The organism is Polynucleobacter difficilis (genome assembly GCF_003065365.1).
GTDB classification, from domain to species: Bacteria; Pseudomonadota; Gammaproteobacteria; order Burkholderiales; family Burkholderiaceae; genus Polynucleobacter; species Polynucleobacter difficilis.
Genome location: NZ_CP023276.1, coordinates 738788 through 758796, shown reverse-complemented (window position 1 = coordinate 758796; position 20009 = coordinate 738788). Strand labels below are relative to the sequence as shown.

Below are 20009 nucleotides of genomic sequence, written 5' to 3'. Positions count from 1 at the left end.
AAGTGGTTGCGGGAGGTGAGTGTTTTTAAGCGCTAGGGTAATTTATTGAGTTACGAACCCAACAATAATACCAGTTCGCAGGTCCGCTTCCCGCCAAACCAGCCGCAGCCTTACTGGGCGGTGCAGCCGCCCAGTCCCTGCTGTGATTTCCCTATGCTTTCTGCTTTTTAGGGTCGGTTTTTTCTAGGCTTTTTTGGCGCTTTCCTGAATCACCGTTTTAATGTGGGCCAGTACCGTTTGGTCTTCCATCGTACTAATGTCACCTGGGTCACGCCCTTCTGCTACCGCTTGCAAAGCGCGTCGCACAATCTTCCCAGAACGGGTCTTGGGTAAGGCCGTCACAATGTAAACACGCGCAGGCCTTGCCACAGCGCCCAATTGCGAATCGACTGTCTTCATGAGCTCCGCTTCGAGATTGGCTACGTTGGACGCATCTTTTGGTATCGCAAAGCCAATCGCGACTTGCCCCTTCAATTTATCTTCAATGCCAACCACTGCTACCTCGGAAATATTGGCATGGCTAGAGATGCTCTCCTCGATTTCGCGGGTACCTAAACGGTGACCGGCCACGTTGATGACGTCATCGGTACGGCCCAGAATGAAGTAATAGCCGTCCTTGTCTTTGATACCCCAATCGAAGGTGGAATACATCATCTTGCCGGGTATGGTGCTCCAGTAGGTTTTGACATACCGCGCATCATCGCCCCACACGGTTTGCATACAGCCCGGAGGCAGCGGACCTTCAATCGCTACCACACCCTTTTGATCAGGACCCAGCTCCTCGCCTGTAGCCTCATCCAATAACTTCATGTTGTAGCCAAATACCGGCAAACCAGGAGAGCCGAATTTATGCGGCATGACCTCGACGCCGCGCTGAATTGCCAAAATGGGCCAGCCGGTTTCGGTTTGCCAGTAGTTATCCACTACCGGCTTGCCAATCGCCTCATGTATCCAAGTGGCAGTTGGCTCATCCAGAGGCTCGCCGGCCAAAAACAAAGTGCGTAGGCTCGATAAATCGTATTTGGTTAAGAACGCAGGATCTTGTTTCTTCAGCACCCGAATTGCAGTAGGCGCAGAGAACATCACCGATACCTTGTATTTCTCAACGAGACTCCACCAAATTCCGCCATCCGGACGTAAAGGAGTTCCTTCGTACATGATGGTGGCCGTGCCATTAATCAGTGGCCCATAAATAATGAAGCTATGACCAACCACCCAGCCGATATCGGAGGTGGTGAACATCGTTTCGCCGGGCTTGCCGCAAAAGATCAAACGCATTGCCGATGCTAGCGCTACAGCATAGCCGCCAGTATCGCGCTGCACACCCTTGGGCTTACCGGTCGTGCCGCTGGTATACAAAATATAGGAAGTATGGGTTGCATCCACCCACTCCACAGGCACCTCCGCATTGAGGTGAGCCAAGCGCTCAGCGGTGTAATCAAGGTCGCGCCCATCCACCATTACAAACTCGGTTAAGCCACGGTTGACGATCAATACTTTTGCAGGCTTGTATGACGAGAGTGCAATGGCCTCATCGAGCAGCGGCTTGTAAGGTACTGCCTTACCGCCACGCATGCCCGCCTCCGCTGTAATAATCATTTTGGGCGTGGCATCTTCAATGCGCGATGCCAAACTGTGCGATGCAAAGCCACCAAACACCACCGAATGAATTGCACCAATGCGCGCGCAGGCCAGCATTGCAAAACTGGCTTCCGCAATCATTGGCATGTAAATCAATACACGATCCCCTTTACCAACGCCATTGGCTTTCAAAATGGCGGCCATGCGATTGACTTCCGCATGCAGCTCTTTAAAGGTGTAAGCCTTTTCAATATCAGTCTCGGTGGACACCGCCACTAAGGCAATTTGATCGCCGCGCTCCGCTAAATGCCGATCGACTGCGTTGTAGCAAAGATTGGTTAAGCCGCCCTTGAACCAGTGCGCAAACGGTGGCTTGGAATAGTCCAGTACCGTATCAAACGGTTTCTCCCAGTGAATGTGTTTTGCTTCCTCTCCCCAAAAGGCATGGGGGTCTTGAATGGATTGGGCGTGAACGGTTTTGTAGGACATGATTTACCTAAAAAGAGTGCTAAATGGGTTCGCTACTGGTGCGGTAAAACTGAATTTACCCTATTGCGGGGCAGCTCCGGCTTTTGCAGTAGTTGTTTTCGCAGATTTAGCGCGGTCTGTCGATGCGGATTTTTGCTGAGTAGCCGGCTTAGAGGCTGTTTTAACGGTGGATTTTGGCGCGCCTTGTGCGTTTTTTGGGGCTGCGGAATTGGTTTTCTTGCTCGCGGCATTGGGTGCCGCCGCCTTTTTAGCTGGTGCCGACCTGACTAAATTGAGGCTGGCATTTTCAGCCAAGTGCTCGGATACATCAGTCAGCTTCGTACTTGGCTTGGGAATTAAGACCGTTGATCCAGCTTTGACCCGCATGCCGGCTGGAATGGCATTGACTTCCCGCAGGACAGCTACAGTCACCCCCAGTCGTTTTGCTAACTGATCTGCCGACTCGGTCACCGGTACGCTCACTGCAGTCCAAGAAGACAGTGGCCCCGTATAGTTTTTGAGATTCTCTTGAAACAACTCTGCATGACCAAATGGCAACAATATTTGCTGATTAGCTGCGCTTAAGATAACGGGCTTATTAAACGACGGATTGAGATTACGAAATTCTTCAGGGGTAAGGTCAGACAATTTGGTTACCACCTCCACATCGATGTCACGAGTCACATCGATTGCCACAAAATACGGGTGATTTTCCAGTTCCGGCAGCACGATGCCGTAAGCCTTCGGATCCAAAACGATGGCTTTGTACGCCATCAGTTTAGGAACGTAATCACGGGTCTCTTTGGGCATTTTCAAGCTAAGGTAATCGGTTGGCAGTCTAGCGGCTTGATTGCGCTTGATTGCTTTGGCCACATTGCCCTCACCCCAGTTGTATGCTGCCAAAGCCAATTGCCAATCGCCGAACTGCCGATGCAAGCGCTGCAAGTAATCCAGCGCGGCATTGGTTGACTGCAATACATCGCGACGCTCATCGCGAAATACATTCTGCGTTAACTTGAAATCTTTTCCAGTTGCCGGCATAAACTGCCATATGCCCATCGCTTTTGCAGTGGATTTAGCAACCGGATTAAAGGCGCTCTCCACAAACGGCAACAGCGCAATTTCAGTAGGCATGCCACGTAAGTTCACTTCCTCAACTATGTAGAACAAATAACGCGATGACCGCGCCATCGAACGCTCCACGTAATCAGGTCTCGCAGCCAACCAGCGTGTCTGCGTAATCACCAGAGGACTGTTGAGTTCAGGCATCGCAAAACCATCTTGAATACGCAGCCATAAATTGCTAGATGGGGCAGTGAGGCTACTTAGAGATTGCTTACCCAGGTCAACTCGAGGTGCTTTCGCTGCGCGTGGATTACTAGCGCTACCATTTGCATCAGAGGACCAATCGTTGACCATGCCAGCGCAACCCGATAAGGTCGCAACCAGGGCGATGATCAGAAGGGATCGCCAATGAAAATACCAGCGCCCACCATTGGATTGGCGCAGCAGCATCAGAAGTGATCCTTCCAGGCTCGAATCGCCGCCAACACATGGGCTGGACTCGGTAATGCAGCGGCGCCGGATGCCTGCAATGCGGCAGCAATCACGTCGGGTTGATTGGAGCGCATAAAGGGATTTACCCGCAACTCATGACCAATGGAAGTTGGCACGGTTGGCTGATTCCCATGGCGCAAGCCCTGTGCGGTATTCGCCCAAGCGATGAGATCAGAATTATTTGGCTCTACGGCCAAAGCAAAGCGGATGTTCGACAGTGTGTATTCATGGGTGCAATACACGGCTGTTTCGGGCGGCAAGGCTGCAAATTTAGCCAAAGACTGGGACATCTGGGTGGGCGTTCCCTCAAACAATCGGCCGCAGCCCGATGCAAACAAGGTATCGCCGCAAAATAGTTTGGGTGCATTACCAGCAGCAAAGTAGGCAATGTGGCCCAAGGTATGGCCGGGCACCTCCAAGACAGTAAATGCAATCGCTGGTGCAGCGCACTCCACCCGGTCGCCCTCCATTAAGGCTTGGGTTCGCCCCGGAATTGACTCTGCAGCCGGACCATACACTGGAAGCGATTCATTGGCAACATAAGCCAATAAGTCCATGATGCCGCCCGTGTGATCGGCGTGGTGGTGGGTAATCAGAATGCCGGTGAGGGTTAGTGCTTGGCTCTCTAAGTAATCCAATACCGGGCCAGCATCGCCCGGATCGACTACCAAGGCAGATTCACCATCGTGAATACACCAGATGTAGTTGTCGTCAAAAGCCGGAATGGGCCAGACCTGTAATGCAGTTTTCGTTACCATAGGCACATGATACCAACCCAAGCCTCACCCGAAAGCCCTATTTTGTCAGCGGATGGCTCCTGGGATGCGTGGCTTGCTTCCCCCCCAGGTCAATATGTTTTGCATGCAGAGCAGTTGTGGTTTGATAAAACAGTCGTGGACGTCTTTGGCTTTAATGCAGTTCAGGTTGGTCTGCCGCAGCTCCATGCTTTACGCGAAAACCGGATGCCGATGCGTGCCTTGTTAACGCATGCCGATCAATCCTTAGGCGCGCAGTCAACTGAACCAGTTACACCGACTTGGCACGTCATCGAAGGCTTGCCCGATGAACTGCCCTTTGCGGCAGAGAGCGTCGATCTATTGGTATTGCCGCATGTATTGGAATTTGCAAATGACCCCCATCACATTCTGCGCGAGGCGGACCGGGTTCTGGTGCCCGAGGGCCGGCTCATTTTGTCTGGATTTAATCCTGCCAGCCTCTGGGGTGCACGCCAATACTTTGGCCGCTTAATTGGCAGGCCCTTTTTGCCCAGAGAAGGTCAGTTCATTAATCTAATGCGCATCCGTGACTGGTTAAAGTTACTCAATTTCTCCTTGGATCGAGGTCACTTTGCTTGCTACAAACTCCCCCTGCAGGGCGAATCAGCCATTGCGCGCATGAACTACCTTGAGCCCATGGGCAATCGGTGGTGGCCTATTTTTGGCGCCGTGTTTATGGTCTCTGCAGTTAAGCGTCACCCCGGCATGCGCCTCGTGGGTCGCGTAGCTCAGAAGCGACCCCAATCACTACGCCAACTCAACCCCGCAGTGGAGAGCAAAATACAGCCCATCGCTCCCCATAACCAACATGACCGCCATGAGCCAGCCTGACCCTACCCTGCCCCACATCACGATTTACACCGATGGCGCCTGCAAAGGCAACCCGGGCCCCGGAGGCTGGGGTGCCGTGTTGCGCTCGGGTGAGCATGAACGGCATATGCATGGGGGCGCTGATTTAACCACCAACAACCGCATGGAGATGAGCGCGGTGATTCATGCGCTACGCGCCTTGAAGCAACCCTCCACGGTTGCGCTGTACACCGACTCCCAATACGTTCAAAAAGGGGTTACGGAATGGCTGGAAGGCTGGAAAAAGCGCCAATGGCGCACCTCCAGCCGGGAACCCGTTAAAAACGCCGACCTCTGGCAAGAGCTCGATGCACTCCTCCCAAGCCATCAAATATCCTGGCATTGGGTGCGTGGCCACAATGGCCACCCTGGTAATGAGCTAGCCGATGCCTTAGCCAACCGCGGGGTAGAAGAATTGCTCGCAAAGCGAAGTGCTTAGAGCGCTTTAGTCGGTAGTTGTAACCTGTTTTTTAGGCTCGCCTGCTTTGCACCAAGCCTAAAAGCTTATGAGAGAATGGGGCATCCAAAAGCACCTATAGCCTTATTACTAGATACCTACGAAAAACTGAGATCAATTGGCTGAAAACGCTCCAAAAACACCCTGGTTAAGCAAAGTTGCTACGTCGCTAGTGCAGGCTATTCAAAAGGTCAGCGCCGGCCTACTCTCGAAAATCGCGCAGCTGTGGTCAAAAATCGACTTTGCCAGCATCTGGGCCTTCATCTTGCGCCGCAAATGGTGGCTCCTTGCGCTTGCGGTTATCCTATTTGCGGCCGATAAAGCCTATGATCACTTTAACCCTCCTGCCAGTAAAAAAGGGGGTCCACAAACCGTCAGTAGCGTGATCGTGGAACGCAAAGATGTTCCATTCGTAATCGAGGCAACGGGTACGATTGTCGCTGCCAGTATTGTTGACGTGCGCCCCCAAATTACCAGCATCGTTACCAAGGTCAACATCACCGAAGGTCAAATCGTAAAAAAGGGGGATTTGCTTTTCACCCTTGACGACCGAACCGACAAAGCCAATTTTGATCGTGCCCAGGCACTTGCCAATGATGCGCAGCGTCAACTGGCGCGCGCTAAAGAATTGGTAGCTAAAAATTTCATATCCAAGGCGGGGCTGGATACGGCAGAGGCTAATGCCGCATCAACCCGAGCTGCAGCTCGCGCTGCCGAAGTACAGCTGTCGTATAACTACCTACGCTCCCCGATTGACGGACGCGCCGGCATCATTAATGTCTTTCCCGGCTCTTTAGTGCAGGCCAGTAACATCGTCGTGTCCTCAACCAGCTCGACTGCGACCTCAACTAGTGGCGCGATGGTCACCATTACCCAGCTCGATCCCATTAATGTCCAGTTCACCGTTCCTGAGCGCGATATTCCATTGTTGCTAAAGTCACGCAAGAACGACGCGCCCCTTCCAGTCAGCGTGAGCATCGGCAATATCGAGACCGCACAGTATCCTGGCTTGGTCTATGTGATTGATAATCAAGTTGATCCCGTGATTGGCGCGGTACGGCTGAAAGCCCGCTTAGAGAATAAAAATGGTGCATTGATTCCTGGGCAATTTGCCCGGATTAAATTAGAAGCCAGCACCTTAAGCAATGTCATGCTCATTCCTTCGCAGGCAGTCGTCATCAATCCCAAGGGTCGCTTCGTCTACCTGGTTGAAAAGGATGACGATAAGGTGGTAATGAAGCCTGTCAAAGTGCTGTACGAGTACCAAGGCAATGCGGTGATTGATGGCATTGATGCCGGCTCGCGCGTGGTGGTTGAAGGCAAACAAAATCTCCGACCTGGCAGTAAAGTACGCGAAGCAAAGCCGGCGAACACACCAAAAGCACTGGCTAAGCCAGCGCCCACCGCCCCAGCGGCTCCCGAGAAAAAATGACACTGTCTGAGCTGTGTATTCGGCGGCCCATTATGACCACCTTACTGTCGCTGGCGACAGTAATTGCTGGGATCGTCGCCTACACCAAAATTCCGGTTGCTGCCCTACCCAGTTTTAATACGCCGGTCATTTCAGTCAGCGCGAGTTTGCCTGGTGCTTCGCCAGAAACCATGGCATCAGCGGTTGCACTACCACTTGAAAAAGAATTTTCTACCATCGATGGCATCAAGCTCATTAGCTCGGTAAATTCCCTCGGCAGCACCAGCATATCTCTGGAATTTAATAACGATCGGGATATTGATAAGGCTGCAGTCGATGTGCAGGCCGCATTGCTGCGAGCGCAGCGACGTCTGCCGATTGAGATGACCATTCAGCCATCGTATCGGAAGGTCAATCCCGCCGACGCGCCGGTCTTGATTATCGGCATGACCTCACCCTCGCTCGATCTTTCCGATTTAAATAATTACGCGGAGAATTTAATTTCACCCACTCTATCGACGATTGATGGCGTGGCACAGATTCAGATTTATGGCGCAAAGCGCTATGCGATTCGCGTTAAAGCAAGACCAGACGCCCTCGCCATTAACAACTTGACAATGGAAGACATTGCACTAGCCCTAAACAAGGCAAACAGCAATACCCCCGTTGGGATTTTGGATGGCCCCCGTCAAGCCATGACAATTTATGCCAATGAGCAACTGGTCACCGCCAAGGACTTTAGCGACTTAATCATTGCGCAGCGCAATGGTCTACCCATTTACCTCGGCAACGTGGCTGATGTGGTCGAGAGCTATGAAAACGTCCGCTGGCTCTCCACCACCAATGGTGAGCGCTCCATTGCGATTGCCGTATTACGGCAACCTAATGCCAATACGGTGAAGGTAGTCGATTCCATTCGGGCCTTGCTGCCCGAGTTTGAAAAACAGTTACCCGCCTCCATCAAGTTAATTCCGGTCAACGATCGCTCCATCTCCATTCGTGAAGCGATTCACGATGTCAATATCACTCTGCTGCTTACCATTGCCTTGGTGGTGCTGGTTATCTTCCTGTTTTTAAAGCATGCCTCAGCCACGATCATTCCTTCGCTGAGTTTGCCGATATCCCTGATTGGCGCCTTCTCGCTGCTCTATTTCATGGGCTACAGCCTGGATAACATCTCCTTGCTAGGTATCACGCTGGCAGTTGGTCTCGTGGTCGATGATTCGATTGTGGTGCTTGAAAATATTGTGCGCTATACCGAACAAGGAATGTCGCCATTAAAAGCGGCCTTGAAAGGCAGTAAGGAAGTGGGTTTTACGATTGTGTCGATCTCATTGTCCTTGGTAGCGGTTTTTATACCCCTCTTTTTTATGCAAGGCCCGACCGGATTGCTGTTTAGAGAGTTTGCAGTGGTAGTGTCCTTGGCGGTCTTGGTATCGGCAGTAGTCTCCCTTACGCTGGTTCCCATGCTGTGTAGCCGTTTTTTGCCAAAGCCTGCCCATGTCGCTAAAGAATTTGCGATCAATCGCCGCTTTGATCAGCTCTTTTCTTGGACTACCGAGCGCTATGTTCACTACCTTGACAAGGCTTTGATTTACCGCAAGCCCGTCTTAGTAGGCTCGATTGCTACGATCATTCTGACGATCGTGATGTTTATTTACAGTCCAAAAGGATTTTTTCCAGAGGAAGATATCGGGCAGATCATTGCAACGTTGGAAGCTTCCGAAGATATGGCTTTTCCATCGATGCTGGAAATGCAAGACAAGGCTGCGCAAATCGTCATGAATAATCCCAATGTGGCCAATTCGGTTTCCATCCTGGGCGGCGGACTTAGCGCAGGTTCGAATACTGGCCGGATTTTTATTGTGCTCAAACCCAAAAGTGAGCGCGAAAATATGAAAATGGTCCTAGAGTCCCTGCGCAAAGACTTTAGAGATCTGCCTGGTATCTCTGTTTTTATGCGCCCGATTCAAAACCTGCAGCTGGGTGGGCGCTCGAGCAAAAGCCGCTATCAATTTACCCTGCAGAGTGTTGGCTTTGATGGCATTAATGAATGGTCCACTAAGATCTTAGAGAAGATGCGTGCTGATCCGATCTTTCGGGACGTTAATACCGATTCGCAATTACGTGGCCTCAATGTCAAGATTGATATTGATCGAGAAAAAGCAGCCACTGCGGGTGTTACGGTAGCGGATATTCGCCAAGCACTGTACAACTCCTTTGGCGAACGCCAAGTGTCATCGATCTACACCAACGTCAATACTTACTCGGTTATTTTGCAAGCGGCGGATGATCAGCGCCAATTTGAAACCGATTTAAGCAAGGTCTTTGTTCGAGGTCGCGCTACCGATCGCCTTATCCCACTCTCGGGATTGGCGACCTTTAAACGCGAGGTCGGCCCGACCTCAGTTAATCACCAAGGCCAGATTCCGGCAGTCACCATCTCCTTTAACTTAGCGCCCGATGTTCCTTTGGGCGATGCAACCAAAGCAATCGATGGCTTTGTGAAAGAGCTGCAGCTGCCAAGTTCCATCATTACGAGTTATGGCGGTGACGCGAAGGTATTTAAAGAAAACCAATCGGGGCAGATTATCTTGATTTTGGCGGCGCTGGGCGTGATCTACGTCTTGCTCGGCGTTTTGTATGAGAGCTATATCCACCCGCTGACCATTTTGGCTGGACTGCCGTCTGCAGCCATTGGCGCACTCCTCTTCTTATGGATGTTTAACTTAGAGCTTTCCATCATCGCCATCATCGGCATTTTGCTGCTGATTGGTATTGTGAAGAAGAATGCCATCTTGATGATTGACTTTGCCCTCGATGCGCAGCGTAATCAAGGCATGAGCCCAGAAGAAGCCATTCGGACCGCTTGTATTTTGCGGTTTAGGCCAATCATGATGACCACCTTTGCGGCACTCATGGGTGCCCTGCCTATCGCTTTGGGTTTAGGTGCGGGCGCTGAACTTCGCCAACCCCTCGGCATCTCCGTTGCGGGCGGCTTGATTGTGTCGCAATTTGTGACGCTCTTTATTACCCCAGTTATCTACCTCTACCTCGATAAATATGCCGGTAGTGGTCCACTGAAGATTAGCCCCGCCGATCTAGAAGGAACAGCCTAATGCGCCAAGTCATACTCGATACCGAAACAACTGGTCTGAATCCAGCGACGGGTGATCGCGTAATTGAGATTGGCTGCGTTGAGCTGGTTAATCGCAGGCTGACTGAGCGGACGTTTCACCATTACATTAATCCAGAGCGCGACATCGATGCCGGCGCCTATGCGGTTCACGGCCTCTCGCGCGCCTTTTTGTCGGATAAGCCGGTCTTTGCGCAGATCGCAGAGGATTTGATTGAGTTTGTTGCCGATGCGGAATTAATTATTCACAACGCACCGTTTGATTTGGGATTTTTAGATAATGAATTTGCCCTTCTAAAACGAACCCCGTTTCGCGCCCATGCCAGCAATGTGATCGATACACTCGTCAATGCACGCCAGATGTTCCCCGGAAAACGCAATTCATTGGATGCTCTATGTGAGCGATTTTCCATTAGCAATACTCACCGCACTTTGCACGGCGCTTTATTGGATGCGCAGCTCTTAGCAGAGGTCTATGTTGCAATGACGCGAGGTCAGGAAGACCTCACCATTGATTTAATTGACTATTCAGCCAACCTCGATGCATCAGGGCAAACCAAGCCACTGCCTAGCAATCTGATGGTTATGGCTGCCAGCGAAGATGATTGCAAACTGCATGAACAAATCCTGGCCGAGATTGCAAAAGCGAGTAAAAAAGATCCGGTGTGGGAGCGCACCCTCAATACAGCGCAATAATCACAGCGCACTAAACATGGTGTATTAAATACAGCAGAGCAAAAAGTGCCTGCATTTATGAATACCTAAATGAATAAGGGGGGATTAATCCCCCCTTATTACATTCGAATTACTTCTATTGTTGTATGCGTCTAGCGCTCAATTGCCGCCGCAATCGCTTTACCTAGGTCATCCGTCTTCGCAGTGCCGCCAACATCCGGTGTGAGTGGTGCATGACCAGGACCTGCGGAGAGCACGTCCTCAATCGCAGCAAAGATGCGCTTACCGGCCTCAGGATAGCCCAAGTGATCCATCATCATGGAGGCACTCCAAATTTGGCCGATGGGGTTGGCAATCATCTTGCCAAAAATATCGGGCGCAGACCCATGCACAGGTTCAAACAGCGACGGAAATAATCCTTCGGGATTAATGCTGCCCGATGGTGCTACTGCAATGGTGCCAGTACATGCAGGACCCAAATCCGACAGAATATCGCCAAATAAATTGCTAGCCACCACCACATCGAAACGGTCCGGGTTCATCACAAACTGCGCTGTCAAAATATCAATGTGGTACTTGTCGCTTTTGATGTCTGGATACTTCTTGGCCATTACCTCAACCCGCTCATCCCAATACGGCATGGTGATTGCAATGCCGTTGGACTTGGTTGCAGACGTCAGGTGTTTTTTATCGCGGCTCTGGGCTAAGTCGTACGCAAACTTCAGAATGCGATCGACGCCGTGGCGCGTGAAAACGGATTCTTGCATCACAAACTCCCGATCGGTATCGGGGAACATTTTGCCGCCCACGCTGGAGTATTCGCCTTCGGTATTTTCGCGAACTACGAAGAAATCAATGTCGCCAGGTTTGCGATTGGCGAGTGGGCAAGGCACGCCCGGCAGTAAGCGCACGGGCCGTAAATTAACGTACTGATCAAAACCGCGGCGGAACTGAATCAAACTTCCCCACAGCGACACATGGTCCGGAAGAATATCGGGCATACCAACGGCGCCAAAGAAAATGGCATCGTATTGCATTAAGGTATCGAACCAATCATCCGGCATCATCTTGCCGTGCTTGAGGTAGTAATCACAGCTTGCAAAATCAAAGTGATCAAACTGCATCGGAATGCCAAGTTTTCTGCTGACTGCCTCTAAGGCGCGCACGCCTTCGGGCATCACTTCTTTGCCGATACCGTCTCCTGGGATAACGGCAATTTTGGGATTTTTTACTATTTTTTGTGCATTCATGATGGGCTTCGTGAGGGTAAATTAAATGGCGTGCTAAAGAGCACAATCAATGGCGATATTTTACAAGCCTTGCTCTAGGATTGACTCGCACCACTAACTAATGGCGCGCCGAATGGTATCCCGGCCTGGCTTGTCCCCAGCAATCGAGTCTGAGTCCGCATTGGGGGTGTTTTCAATCGTTTCGGGTACAGCCTCCTGCATGCGGATATTGTCCTTAGGGCAGATTGGCGCACCATAGCTGGCCCAGCGCTTCAGTAGGGTCACTTCGTAACCGCACTGCCCGCACTTGGCTTTGCTGCGACTGGCATTGCTTGGCCTTGGAGGTGGAAAGGCAATCGCCTGATGGGGGTATGGGCCCAGCTCCTGACCAATCATCATCAAACGCACAACCAACGCTTCACTGGCGTGGGCCATCCGTGCAGGGCCCTCCAATCCCAATGCCTGCGCTATCCCCTTGAAATCCTCGCCATGACCACTGAAACAGTCATCTACCGCATGGCAGAGCTCATGCACTAAGGTATCGAGTAACTGAACCGGCTCGTCCAACTTGGGGGAAATAAAAATCTCATTCACGCCATCGCCCGAGCGCTCGCGTGGCCAACACTGACCCAGGGTCGTGCGCGGACTGCTCGAGGCCGGAAAGCCGCAGGACACGCGTACCGGCGGAATGGCATAGCCTGCCTTTGAAAAAATCGGCTCAAGGCGTCGAACCGCTTCTTGTAACCACGCTTCGCGGTTGATGGTGTGGGGAATGGCCATAAAAGTAAAAGGGGGTGAAAAAAACTGGGGTAAACGGAGCTGAATTGCGATCATACGCCAGCGCCACTAGAATAGGCCTATGAATGATCTTGAAAGCCTCAGCGCATCCGATGCCGCCCTCGCCCTTGCCCAAGGAAAGATCAAGGCAGAGCATTTAGTCTTGGCGTGCTTGGACCGCATTGGGCAGCGCGAACGCACCATTAAAGCGTGGGTAAGTCTTGGTAAAGAAAACGCCATCGTGCGTGCACGGCAACTCGATCGCGGTGCATCGACCGGCCTGTTGCATGGATTACCCATTGGCGTCAAAGACCTGTTTGACACCTACGACCTACCCACAGCGTATGGCTCGCCCATCTACCGCAAGCACCAACCGGTGACAGACGCCGTTTCGATTGCCCTGATGCGCAAAGCGGGTGGCATTATTTTGGGCAAAACCGTGACAACGGAATTTGCGACCTTTAAGAGTGGCCCCACTGCCAATCCCCACAACACAGCACATACGCCCGGCGGATCCTCTAGCGGCTCTGCTGCTGCGGTGGCTGACTTTATGGTTCCCTTGGCTACGGGCACCCAAACCGCCGCATCGATCATTCGCCCTGCTAGCTTTTGTGGTGTGGTTGGCTATAAGCCTAGCTATGGCAAGGTCAGCATTGCGGGTGTTAAAAGCCTCTCGATTTCGATGGACACCCTGGGCTGTTTTGGTAGAACCGTCAGCGATGTTGCCTTAGGCGTTGCAGCGATGAGTGGCGATCGCGGCCTGGCCACAATCGATGCGCTACACCACAAACCACGCATTGCAATTGCGAATACGGTGCACTGGCCTTTGGCACAAAAAGAAACCATGACCGCAATTGCCTTGGCTCGCTTTGCAGCCAATACCATCAGCCACCATGGGATTGCCGAAGCAAACTTGCCCGCTCTCTTTGATGGCTTAGCAGATGCACAAAGCCGCATCATGACTTCCGAGATGTCCCGCAGTTTGCTGTTTGAGCGGGTGCATTACCCCAAGCTACTCGGCAGCAAGATAGCGGCCCAACTCAAAGACGGTGCTGCGATACCGTATGAAACCTACACTGCTGATTTAATTTACGTTGCGCAAGCGCGGCAAGCGATGGATCAGTTTTTTACGGATAGCGCAGATGTCATCATTACCCCCAGCGCGATCGGCGAAGCTCCTGCTACCAAGTCCCACACCGGCGATCCGATCTTTTGCCGCTCATGGTCGGTGCTCGGATATCCCTGCATCAACATCAATGTCAGCACGGGACCCAATCACATGCCAGTGGGCGTGCAACTGGTTGCTGGACTCGGTCGCGACCGCTTGTTACTCAGTACGGCAAAAGCATTTGTGCAAGCGCTGGCTGATCCTGCTTCGCGCGCCCAAGCCTAACGCTGGCCAATCCGCACGGCACCAAAGACGGCCTGCGCTTCAGCAGGTAAACACCGCCAATACTGCTCGCTGGCATGCACTTCGCCTTTAAGGACTGCTGCTGCTTCCCAGGCCCAGCGGGGTTTATATAAAAAAGCCCTAGCTAAAGCAATCAGATCCGCATCGCCCCGCTCCAAAATGGCTTCTGCTTGCTGTGGGCTGGTAATGAGTCCCACAGCGATCGTTGGCAAACCTGCATGCGCTTTGATTGCTCTCGCAAAAGGCACTTGGTAGTCCGGTCCAATGGCAATTTGTTGCTGCCGCGAAATCCCGCCCGATGAGACATGAATAAAGTTGGCGCCAGCCGCCTTTAAACGAGCAGTAAATTCCGTTGACTCTTCGATAGTCCAGCCGCCATCAATCCAATCTGAAGCCGAAAGACGCAGTCCCAACACTCCCGAATACGCCTTACGGACGGCCGCAAATAATTGCAACGGAAAACGAATGCGATTCTCAAAAGATCCGCCATAAGCATCGCTACGTTGGTTTGCAATTGGCGATAAAAATTGGTGCAGCAAATACCCGTGTGCACAGTGCAACTCCACCCCATCGATCCCAATGCGATCAGCGCGTTTGGCTGCGGTCACAAATGCATCGATCATCTCTTGGAGCTCAGCGGCATTCATGGAATGAGGGGTCCGCTCATTCGGTAACTGTGGAATCTCCGATGGGCCGCAGATGACCCAGCCACCCTGATCTTCTGCCAGCAACTGGCCACCCTGCCATGGGGTTGAGCTCGATGCCTTGCGGCCGGCGTGCGAGAGCTGAATAAAAACGGGCAAGGCTGGCGCCAAAGCACGTGCTCGGTTTAACTTGTCTTTTAAGGCCGCCTCCGTCGCGTCATCCCATAAACCCAAGCAAGCTGGGGTAATTCGTCCTTGGGCGGTTACGGCAGTCGCCTCAATGATGAATAATCCCGCACCGCTATTGAATAGATTGCCCCAATGCATCAGGTGCCAATCCATGGCCAAGCCGTCCACCGCAGAGTACTGGCACATTGGCGCGACCACAATGCGGTTTGCTAGGGTCAAATCACCCTTTGGGGATGGCATGGTATAGGGGGAAAAGAGCAGACTCATGGAAAAACCTTTAAGTAGCAAATAGTGAGGAATACAGCCAAAAACGGACTATAGCGATAGAATAATGGGATTCAGGATGAATTCAGTGCAGCGCGGGACTAAACACCCGATTTACCGCGTAAACCAAGGCATTTCCCCGAAATAAAGCACCCAACCCCATTTATTCCAGTCCAACAGCAGAAAGCCCTATGACCAGCAATAAAACCCCTCCATTTGATTCCAAAGACGATATTGCCCACTTTATCGGCGGCGCCCTGCACCTTCCCGGCAATACGCGCTTTGGCGACGTTTACAACCCCGCCAGCGGCCAAGTTGCTCGTCGTGTTGCGCTCGCTAGCACGAGCGATGTCAATGAGGCGGTTGCCTCTGCCAAAGCTGCCTTTCCGGCCTGGGCTGACACCCCGCCTCTACGCCGTGCGCGCATCCTCTTTAAGTATTTAGAGCTGCTGAACCGCCACCGCGATGAATTGGCTGCCATCATTACCGCTGAACACGGCAAAGTATTTACGGACGCCCAAGGTGAAGTGACCCGCGGCATTGAGATTGTCGAATTTGCGACTGGCATTCCGGAACTACTCAAGGGCGACTACAGCGAGCAGGTCTCGACCGACATTGATAACTGGATCATGCGACAGCCCTTGGGTGTGGTTGCTGGCATTACGCCGTTTAACTTCCCAGTGATGGTGCCGATGTGGATGTTCCCAGTCGCCATTGCGTGCGGCAATACCTTCATTTTGAAACCCAGCCCAACTGATCCATCGGCCTCGCTCTTGATGGCTAAATTACTGACTGAGGCAGGCTTACCCAAAGGCGTTTTTAACGTCGTTCAGGGTGATAAAGAAGCGGTAGATGCCTTAATTGAAAATCCAGACGTCAAAGCGATTAGTTTTGTTGGGTCAACCCCGATTGCTAACTACATCTACGAGCGCGGCGCCCACTTTGGTAAGCGCGTTCAAGCCCTCGGCGGCGCTAAGAATCACATGGTAGTCATGCCCGATGCCGACATTGATAAAGCGGTTGATGCCCTCGTTGGCGCAGCCTATGGCTCTGCGGGTGAGCGCTGCATGGCAATCTCAGTGGCTGTTTTAGTAGGCGATGCTGCCGAAAAGATCATGCCTAAACTGATTGAGCGTGCCCGTACCTTGAAGATTAAAAATGGTATGCAGCTCGATGCAGAAATGGGTCCGATTGTGACCCGTGCTGCGCTCGATCGCATTACTGGCTACATTGATAAAGGCGTAGCAGCCGGCGCCAAGCTCTTAGTCGACGGACGCAATTTTTCCGTTCCCGGATCAGAGAAGGGATTTTGGCTGGGTGGCACGCTGTTTGATGGTGTTACCCCTGACATGCAAATTTACCTGGAAGAGATTTTTGGGCCCGTACTCTCCTGCGTGCGTGTTGCCAACTTTGCCGAGGCGCTGGACTTAGTCAATGCTCATGAGTTTGGTAACGGTGTTGCCTGCTTTACCAGCGATGGCAATATTGCCCGTGAGTTTGCGCGCCGCGTTCAAGTCGGCATGGTGGGCATTAACGTACCAATTCCGGTGCCGATGGCTTGGCATGGCTTTGGCGGCTGGAAGCGCTCGCTCTTCGGCGACATGAATGCCTATGGCAAAGAAGGTGTGCGTTTCTATACCAAGCAAAAGAGCGTGATGCAGCGCTGGCCCGAAAGCATTGCCAAGGGTGCAGAGTTTGTGATGCCCACGTCCAAGTAATCCAAAGCAAAGTACTGCCAAAGTTTAGGCAGCCTTGAAATAAAAATAGCAACCTTCGGGTTGCTATTTTCTTTAGTACGCTCTAGTGAGTGCCTTAGTAAGGAACTTGGTGAGGCACTCAGGGTGCAGTATTTACTGCAGGGTGTTTTTTAGAAGCGGCAGCGCGGGTAAAGCCAGGATTTCAATTCCTTCCTCACGAAGTGACTCTGCCTCATCTGCAGTAGTGTGCCCCCGAATACTGCGCTCGGGCGACTCTTTGTAATGAATCTTGCGAGCCTCCTCTGCAAATTCAGAGCCCACGTCCTCAGAACGACTCATTAGCTCATGCATTCCCTTTAAAAAAGCAGCCTGTACCTGCGCCTCTAACTGGCTATGGTCGGCGCGCGTCACTGCGGCAACCTCATTCTGGTTTGGCTGATTTTCTGCAGGGCTTACCTTGGCAAGTGCGCTGGAAGCCTCACTACCTTGCACTTGATTCTCTTTGGCGTGCGACTTGGCAATGTGGGGTGCCGATGGCATCCGCGTAATCTCGGTGCTATTGCATAAGGGGCACGCAAGCATGCCGCTAGCCTGCTGGGTAAGGCAATCTTCTTCCGAAGCAAACCACCCCTCAAAGCGGTGATCAAAGGAACAGGATAGGTTATAGACTTTCATGGTCAATAGATGGGGGCAAAACTGCTAAATTCAATACAACCTATTTTAATGGTGTTTTTTAATCGATGACGATCGCTTGTGGCTGTACTAAGCCCTGGCGGTAGCGATCTAACCAATAGGCTGAAATCGTGGTCTTGACGTCGGTAATAGCGCCCTCTTCTACCCAGGTCAGCAATTCATCTAAAGAAGCGGCAAATACATCCAGAAATTCTTCGTCGTCAAGCTGACGCTGGCCTTTGCTTAGGCCCTCGGCTAAGTAAATATCAATAAATTCGGTCGAATAGGAAATCACTGGATGAATGCGCCGAATGTAACTCCATTTTGCGGCGGTATACCCGGTCTCTTCTTGCAGTTCACGCTGCGCGCAAATGAGGGGGTCCTCGCCTAAATCCAGCTTGCCCGCCGGAATTTCCATGCACACCCGAGCCACAGGATAGCGGTACTGGCGCTCGAGCAAAATACGTCCATCGTCTAGTAACGCAACGATCGCTACCGCACCGGGATGAGTCAGGTACTCCCGAACCGCTTCACCGCCATCGGGCATTCGGACGGTATCCCGCTTCATATTTAAAAATATACCGCCGTACAGATCACAGCTATCAAGGCATTCTTCTTTAAGATGCGTATCGCCTTGCGGTAAATCATGTAGGGATTTTTCAGTCATTGAAGATATCCATAAAAAAACCCAGCTCATGAGCTGGGTTAGTGGTGTTAGCCGCCGAGCAAGGTGTTTCGCATCACATCCAAACACAAGGCCATTAAGGCCCCTGGAAAGATACCCAAGACCAAGATGGCAATACTATTGATGCCCAATATGCCGCGCGAGATACTAGATCCGGTAATCTCATGTTCGCGCAGTGGCGCATCAAAATACATCACCTTCACCACCCGCAAGTAATAAAAAGCGCCAACCAAGGATGCCATCACAGCAATGATGGCTAGTAAGGTGTACTCTGCATCCACCAAAGCCTCAAGCACCGATAATTTAGCGGCAAAGCCAACCGTCGGCGGAATACCCGCTAAAGAGAACATCATCACCAGGCCCATAAATGCAAACCACGGGTGTTTTTTATTTAAGCCCTTTAAGCTATCAAGGGTCTCGCAGTCGTAACCCTTTTTCGACAGAAGCATTAAAAAACCAAAGCTAGCCAAGGTAGTCAAGGTATACGTTACTGCATAAAACAGTGCTGCACTATAAGCATGGTCATCGAAAACCGACAGCATACCAAGCAACACAAATCCCATTTGAGCGATCGCCGAATACGCCAGCATGCGCTTGATATTGGTTTGCGCAATGGCGGTCACGTTACCAATCACCATTGACAATACTGCCAGCATGATCAGCATCGGCTGCCAGTCGCTAAATAGCGGCAATAAGGTATTCACCAGTAAGCGAAAGAGCAAAGCAAACGCAGCTAACTTCGGCGCAGCTGCAATCAATAAGGTAACCGCAGTGGGGGCGCCTTGATAGACATCCGGTACCCACATATGAAACGGCACGACGCCCAATTTGAAGGCGAGGCCAGCCATAATGAAAACCAGGCCAAAGGCCATGATCAAATGATTAATCCGAGGGTCTGCTACGGCCTTAAAAATCTCAATCAGATCCAGTGATCCCGTAACGCCATAGAGCATCGACATACCGTAGAGCAAAAAGCCAGATGCCAAGGCGCCCAGAATAAAGTACTTCATGGCGGCTTCTGTGCTCTGGGCATGATCCTGCCGCATCGCCACCAATCCATAGGTTGAGAGAGCCATTAGCTCCAAGCCAAGATAAAGGGTGAGCAAGTTTGCGCCCGAGATAAGGACGCACTGCCCTAACAATGCAAATAAGGCCAAGACAATGAAGTCGGGCCTAAACATGCCGCGGTCGACTAGGTATTGGCGGGAATAGATCAAACTAATCAGTAGTGCAAAACACGAAGCGGACTTCAATAGGTTTGCTAAGGGATCTGCCTGGAACAAGCCTGTCATGGCATAGGTTGGCAAATCCGGAATACGCAAAGCGAATACCGTTCCGATCACCAGCAAAAGTAGCAGCGCTCCGTTGTAAACAAAGTTGGCGCCGCGCGGCGTATCGAATACCTCGCGCACCATACCATCGGCCGCTAGGGGCGTTTCTTTTACAAATGCACTCAAGACAAGCAATGAGCAGGCTGCAAGCAGGATTACCAACTCGGGCAAAAGAACAATGAGGTCAAGGATTTCCATAT

The 20009-nt window shown here is 51.8% G+C and carries 16 protein-coding genes; 7 read left to right on the top strand and 9 right to left on the bottom strand.

The genetic code is table 11. From position 1 onward, the window contains the following. Positions 1 to 183: 183 nt before the first annotated feature. The 3 genes from AOC34_RS03875 to gloB are packed head-to-tail and all read right to left on the bottom strand — an operon-like array spanning position 184 to position 4364. Positions 184 to 2070: a propionate--CoA ligase gene (locus tag AOC34_RS03875; protein WP_108468859.1), complete on the bottom strand. Its 1887-nt coding sequence runs from the start codon at positions 2068 to 2070 to the stop codon at positions 184 to 186. A 60-nt stretch (positions 2071 to 2130) separates the two neighbouring features. Continuing rightward, positions 2131 to 3564, bottom strand: a complete 1434-nt coding sequence (locus AOC34_RS03870) for a transglycosylase SLT domain-containing protein (protein WP_108468858.1) — start codon at positions 3562 to 3564, stop codon at positions 2131 to 2133. After that, positions 3564 to 4364 carry a hydroxyacylglutathione hydrolase gene (gloB, locus tag AOC34_RS03865; protein WP_108468857.1) on the bottom strand — a complete coding sequence of 267 codons (801 nt, stop codon included), beginning with the start codon at positions 4362 to 4364 and terminating at the stop codon, positions 3564 to 3566. The genes AOC34_RS03870 and gloB overlap by 1 nt, the downstream gene beginning before the upstream one ends. A 6-nt stretch (positions 4365 to 4370) precedes the next feature. On the opposite strand from gloB, the gene AOC34_RS03860 reads away from it, so the two are divergent. The 5 genes from AOC34_RS03860 (at position 4371) to dnaQ (ending at position 10931) form a co-directional block, all read left to right on the top strand. Next, a complete protein-coding gene (locus AOC34_RS03860; protein ID WP_108468856.1) occupies positions 4371 to 5213 on the top strand; it encodes a class I SAM-dependent methyltransferase in 843 nt (280 codons plus the stop codon). 7 nt (positions 5214 to 5220) lie between these two features. Then, entirely contained in the window at positions 5221 to 5670 is a 450-nt protein-coding gene (gene rnhA / locus AOC34_RS03855) for a ribonuclease HI (protein ID WP_108470032.1), read from the top strand. A gap of 136 nt (positions 5671 to 5806) precedes the next feature. Next, positions 5807 to 7120, top strand: a complete 1314-nt coding sequence (locus tag AOC34_RS03850; protein WP_108468855.1) for an efflux RND transporter periplasmic adaptor subunit — start codon at positions 5807 to 5809, stop codon at positions 7118 to 7120. Beyond that, entirely contained in the window at positions 7117 to 10218 is a 3102-nt protein-coding gene (locus AOC34_RS03845; protein WP_108468854.1) for an efflux RND transporter permease subunit, read from the top strand. The genes AOC34_RS03850 and AOC34_RS03845 overlap by 4 nt, the downstream gene beginning before the upstream one ends. Beyond that, positions 10218 to 10931, top strand: coding sequence for a DNA polymerase III subunit epsilon (dnaQ, locus tag AOC34_RS03840; RefSeq protein WP_108468853.1), 714 nt, complete (start codon positions 10218 to 10220; stop codon positions 10929 to 10931). Before AOC34_RS03845 ends, dnaQ begins: the two co-directional genes overlap by 1 nt. 131 nt (positions 10932 to 11062) lie before the next feature. Here dnaQ and AOC34_RS03835 read toward each other — a convergent pair whose 3' ends face one another. Beyond that, positions 11063 to 12160 carry a tartrate dehydrogenase gene (locus tag AOC34_RS03835; protein WP_108468852.1) on the bottom strand — a complete coding sequence of 366 codons (1098 nt, stop codon included), beginning with the start codon at positions 12158 to 12160 and terminating at the stop codon, positions 11063 to 11065. Between the two features lie 93 nt (positions 12161 to 12253). Further along, a complete protein-coding gene (locus AOC34_RS03830; protein ID WP_234408148.1) occupies positions 12254 to 12973 on the bottom strand; it encodes a SprT family zinc-dependent metalloprotease in 720 nt (239 codons plus the stop codon). Positions 12974 to 12998: 25 nt separating this feature from the next. Between AOC34_RS03830 and AOC34_RS03825 the strand changes: the two genes are divergently transcribed. Further along, a complete protein-coding gene (locus AOC34_RS03825) occupies positions 12999 to 14309 on the top strand; it encodes an amidase (protein ID WP_108468851.1) in 1311 nt (436 codons plus the stop codon). On the opposite strand, the gene AOC34_RS03820 is transcribed toward AOC34_RS03825, so the two are convergent. Continuing rightward, positions 14306 to 15427, bottom strand: a complete 1122-nt coding sequence (locus AOC34_RS03820) for an NADH:flavin oxidoreductase/NADH oxidase (RefSeq protein ID WP_108468850.1) — start codon at positions 15425 to 15427, stop codon at positions 14306 to 14308. The two genes, AOC34_RS03825 and AOC34_RS03820, sit on opposite strands and share 4 nt — an antisense overlap. A 188-nt stretch (positions 15428 to 15615) precedes the next feature. Between AOC34_RS03820 and AOC34_RS03815 the strand changes: the two genes are divergently transcribed. Next, positions 15616 to 17142, top strand: a complete 1527-nt coding sequence (locus AOC34_RS03815) for a CoA-acylating methylmalonate-semialdehyde dehydrogenase (RefSeq protein WP_108468849.1) — start codon at positions 15616 to 15618, stop codon at positions 17140 to 17142. Positions 17143 to 17274: 132 nt separating this feature from the next. On the opposite strand, the gene AOC34_RS03810 is transcribed toward AOC34_RS03815, so the two are convergent. From AOC34_RS03810 to nuoN, 3 genes are read right to left on the bottom strand one after another with little or no spacing between them, the layout of a single operon-like run. After that, positions 17275 to 17796 (bottom strand): DUF1178 family protein, encoded by a 522-nt coding sequence (locus tag AOC34_RS03810; protein ID WP_108468848.1) that lies wholly within the window; start codon positions 17794 to 17796, stop codon positions 17275 to 17277. 58 nt (positions 17797 to 17854) lie between these two features. Continuing rightward, positions 17855 to 18460 carry an NUDIX domain-containing protein gene (locus AOC34_RS03805; RefSeq protein WP_108468847.1) on the bottom strand — a complete coding sequence of 202 codons (606 nt, stop codon included), beginning with the start codon at positions 18458 to 18460 and terminating at the stop codon, positions 17855 to 17857. A gap of 47 nt (positions 18461 to 18507) precedes the next feature. Beyond that, positions 18508 to 20007: an NADH-quinone oxidoreductase subunit NuoN gene (nuoN, locus tag AOC34_RS03800; protein WP_108468846.1), complete on the bottom strand. Its 1500-nt coding sequence runs from the start codon at positions 20005 to 20007 to the stop codon at positions 18508 to 18510. Between the last annotated feature and the right edge of the window lie 2 nt (positions 20008 to 20009).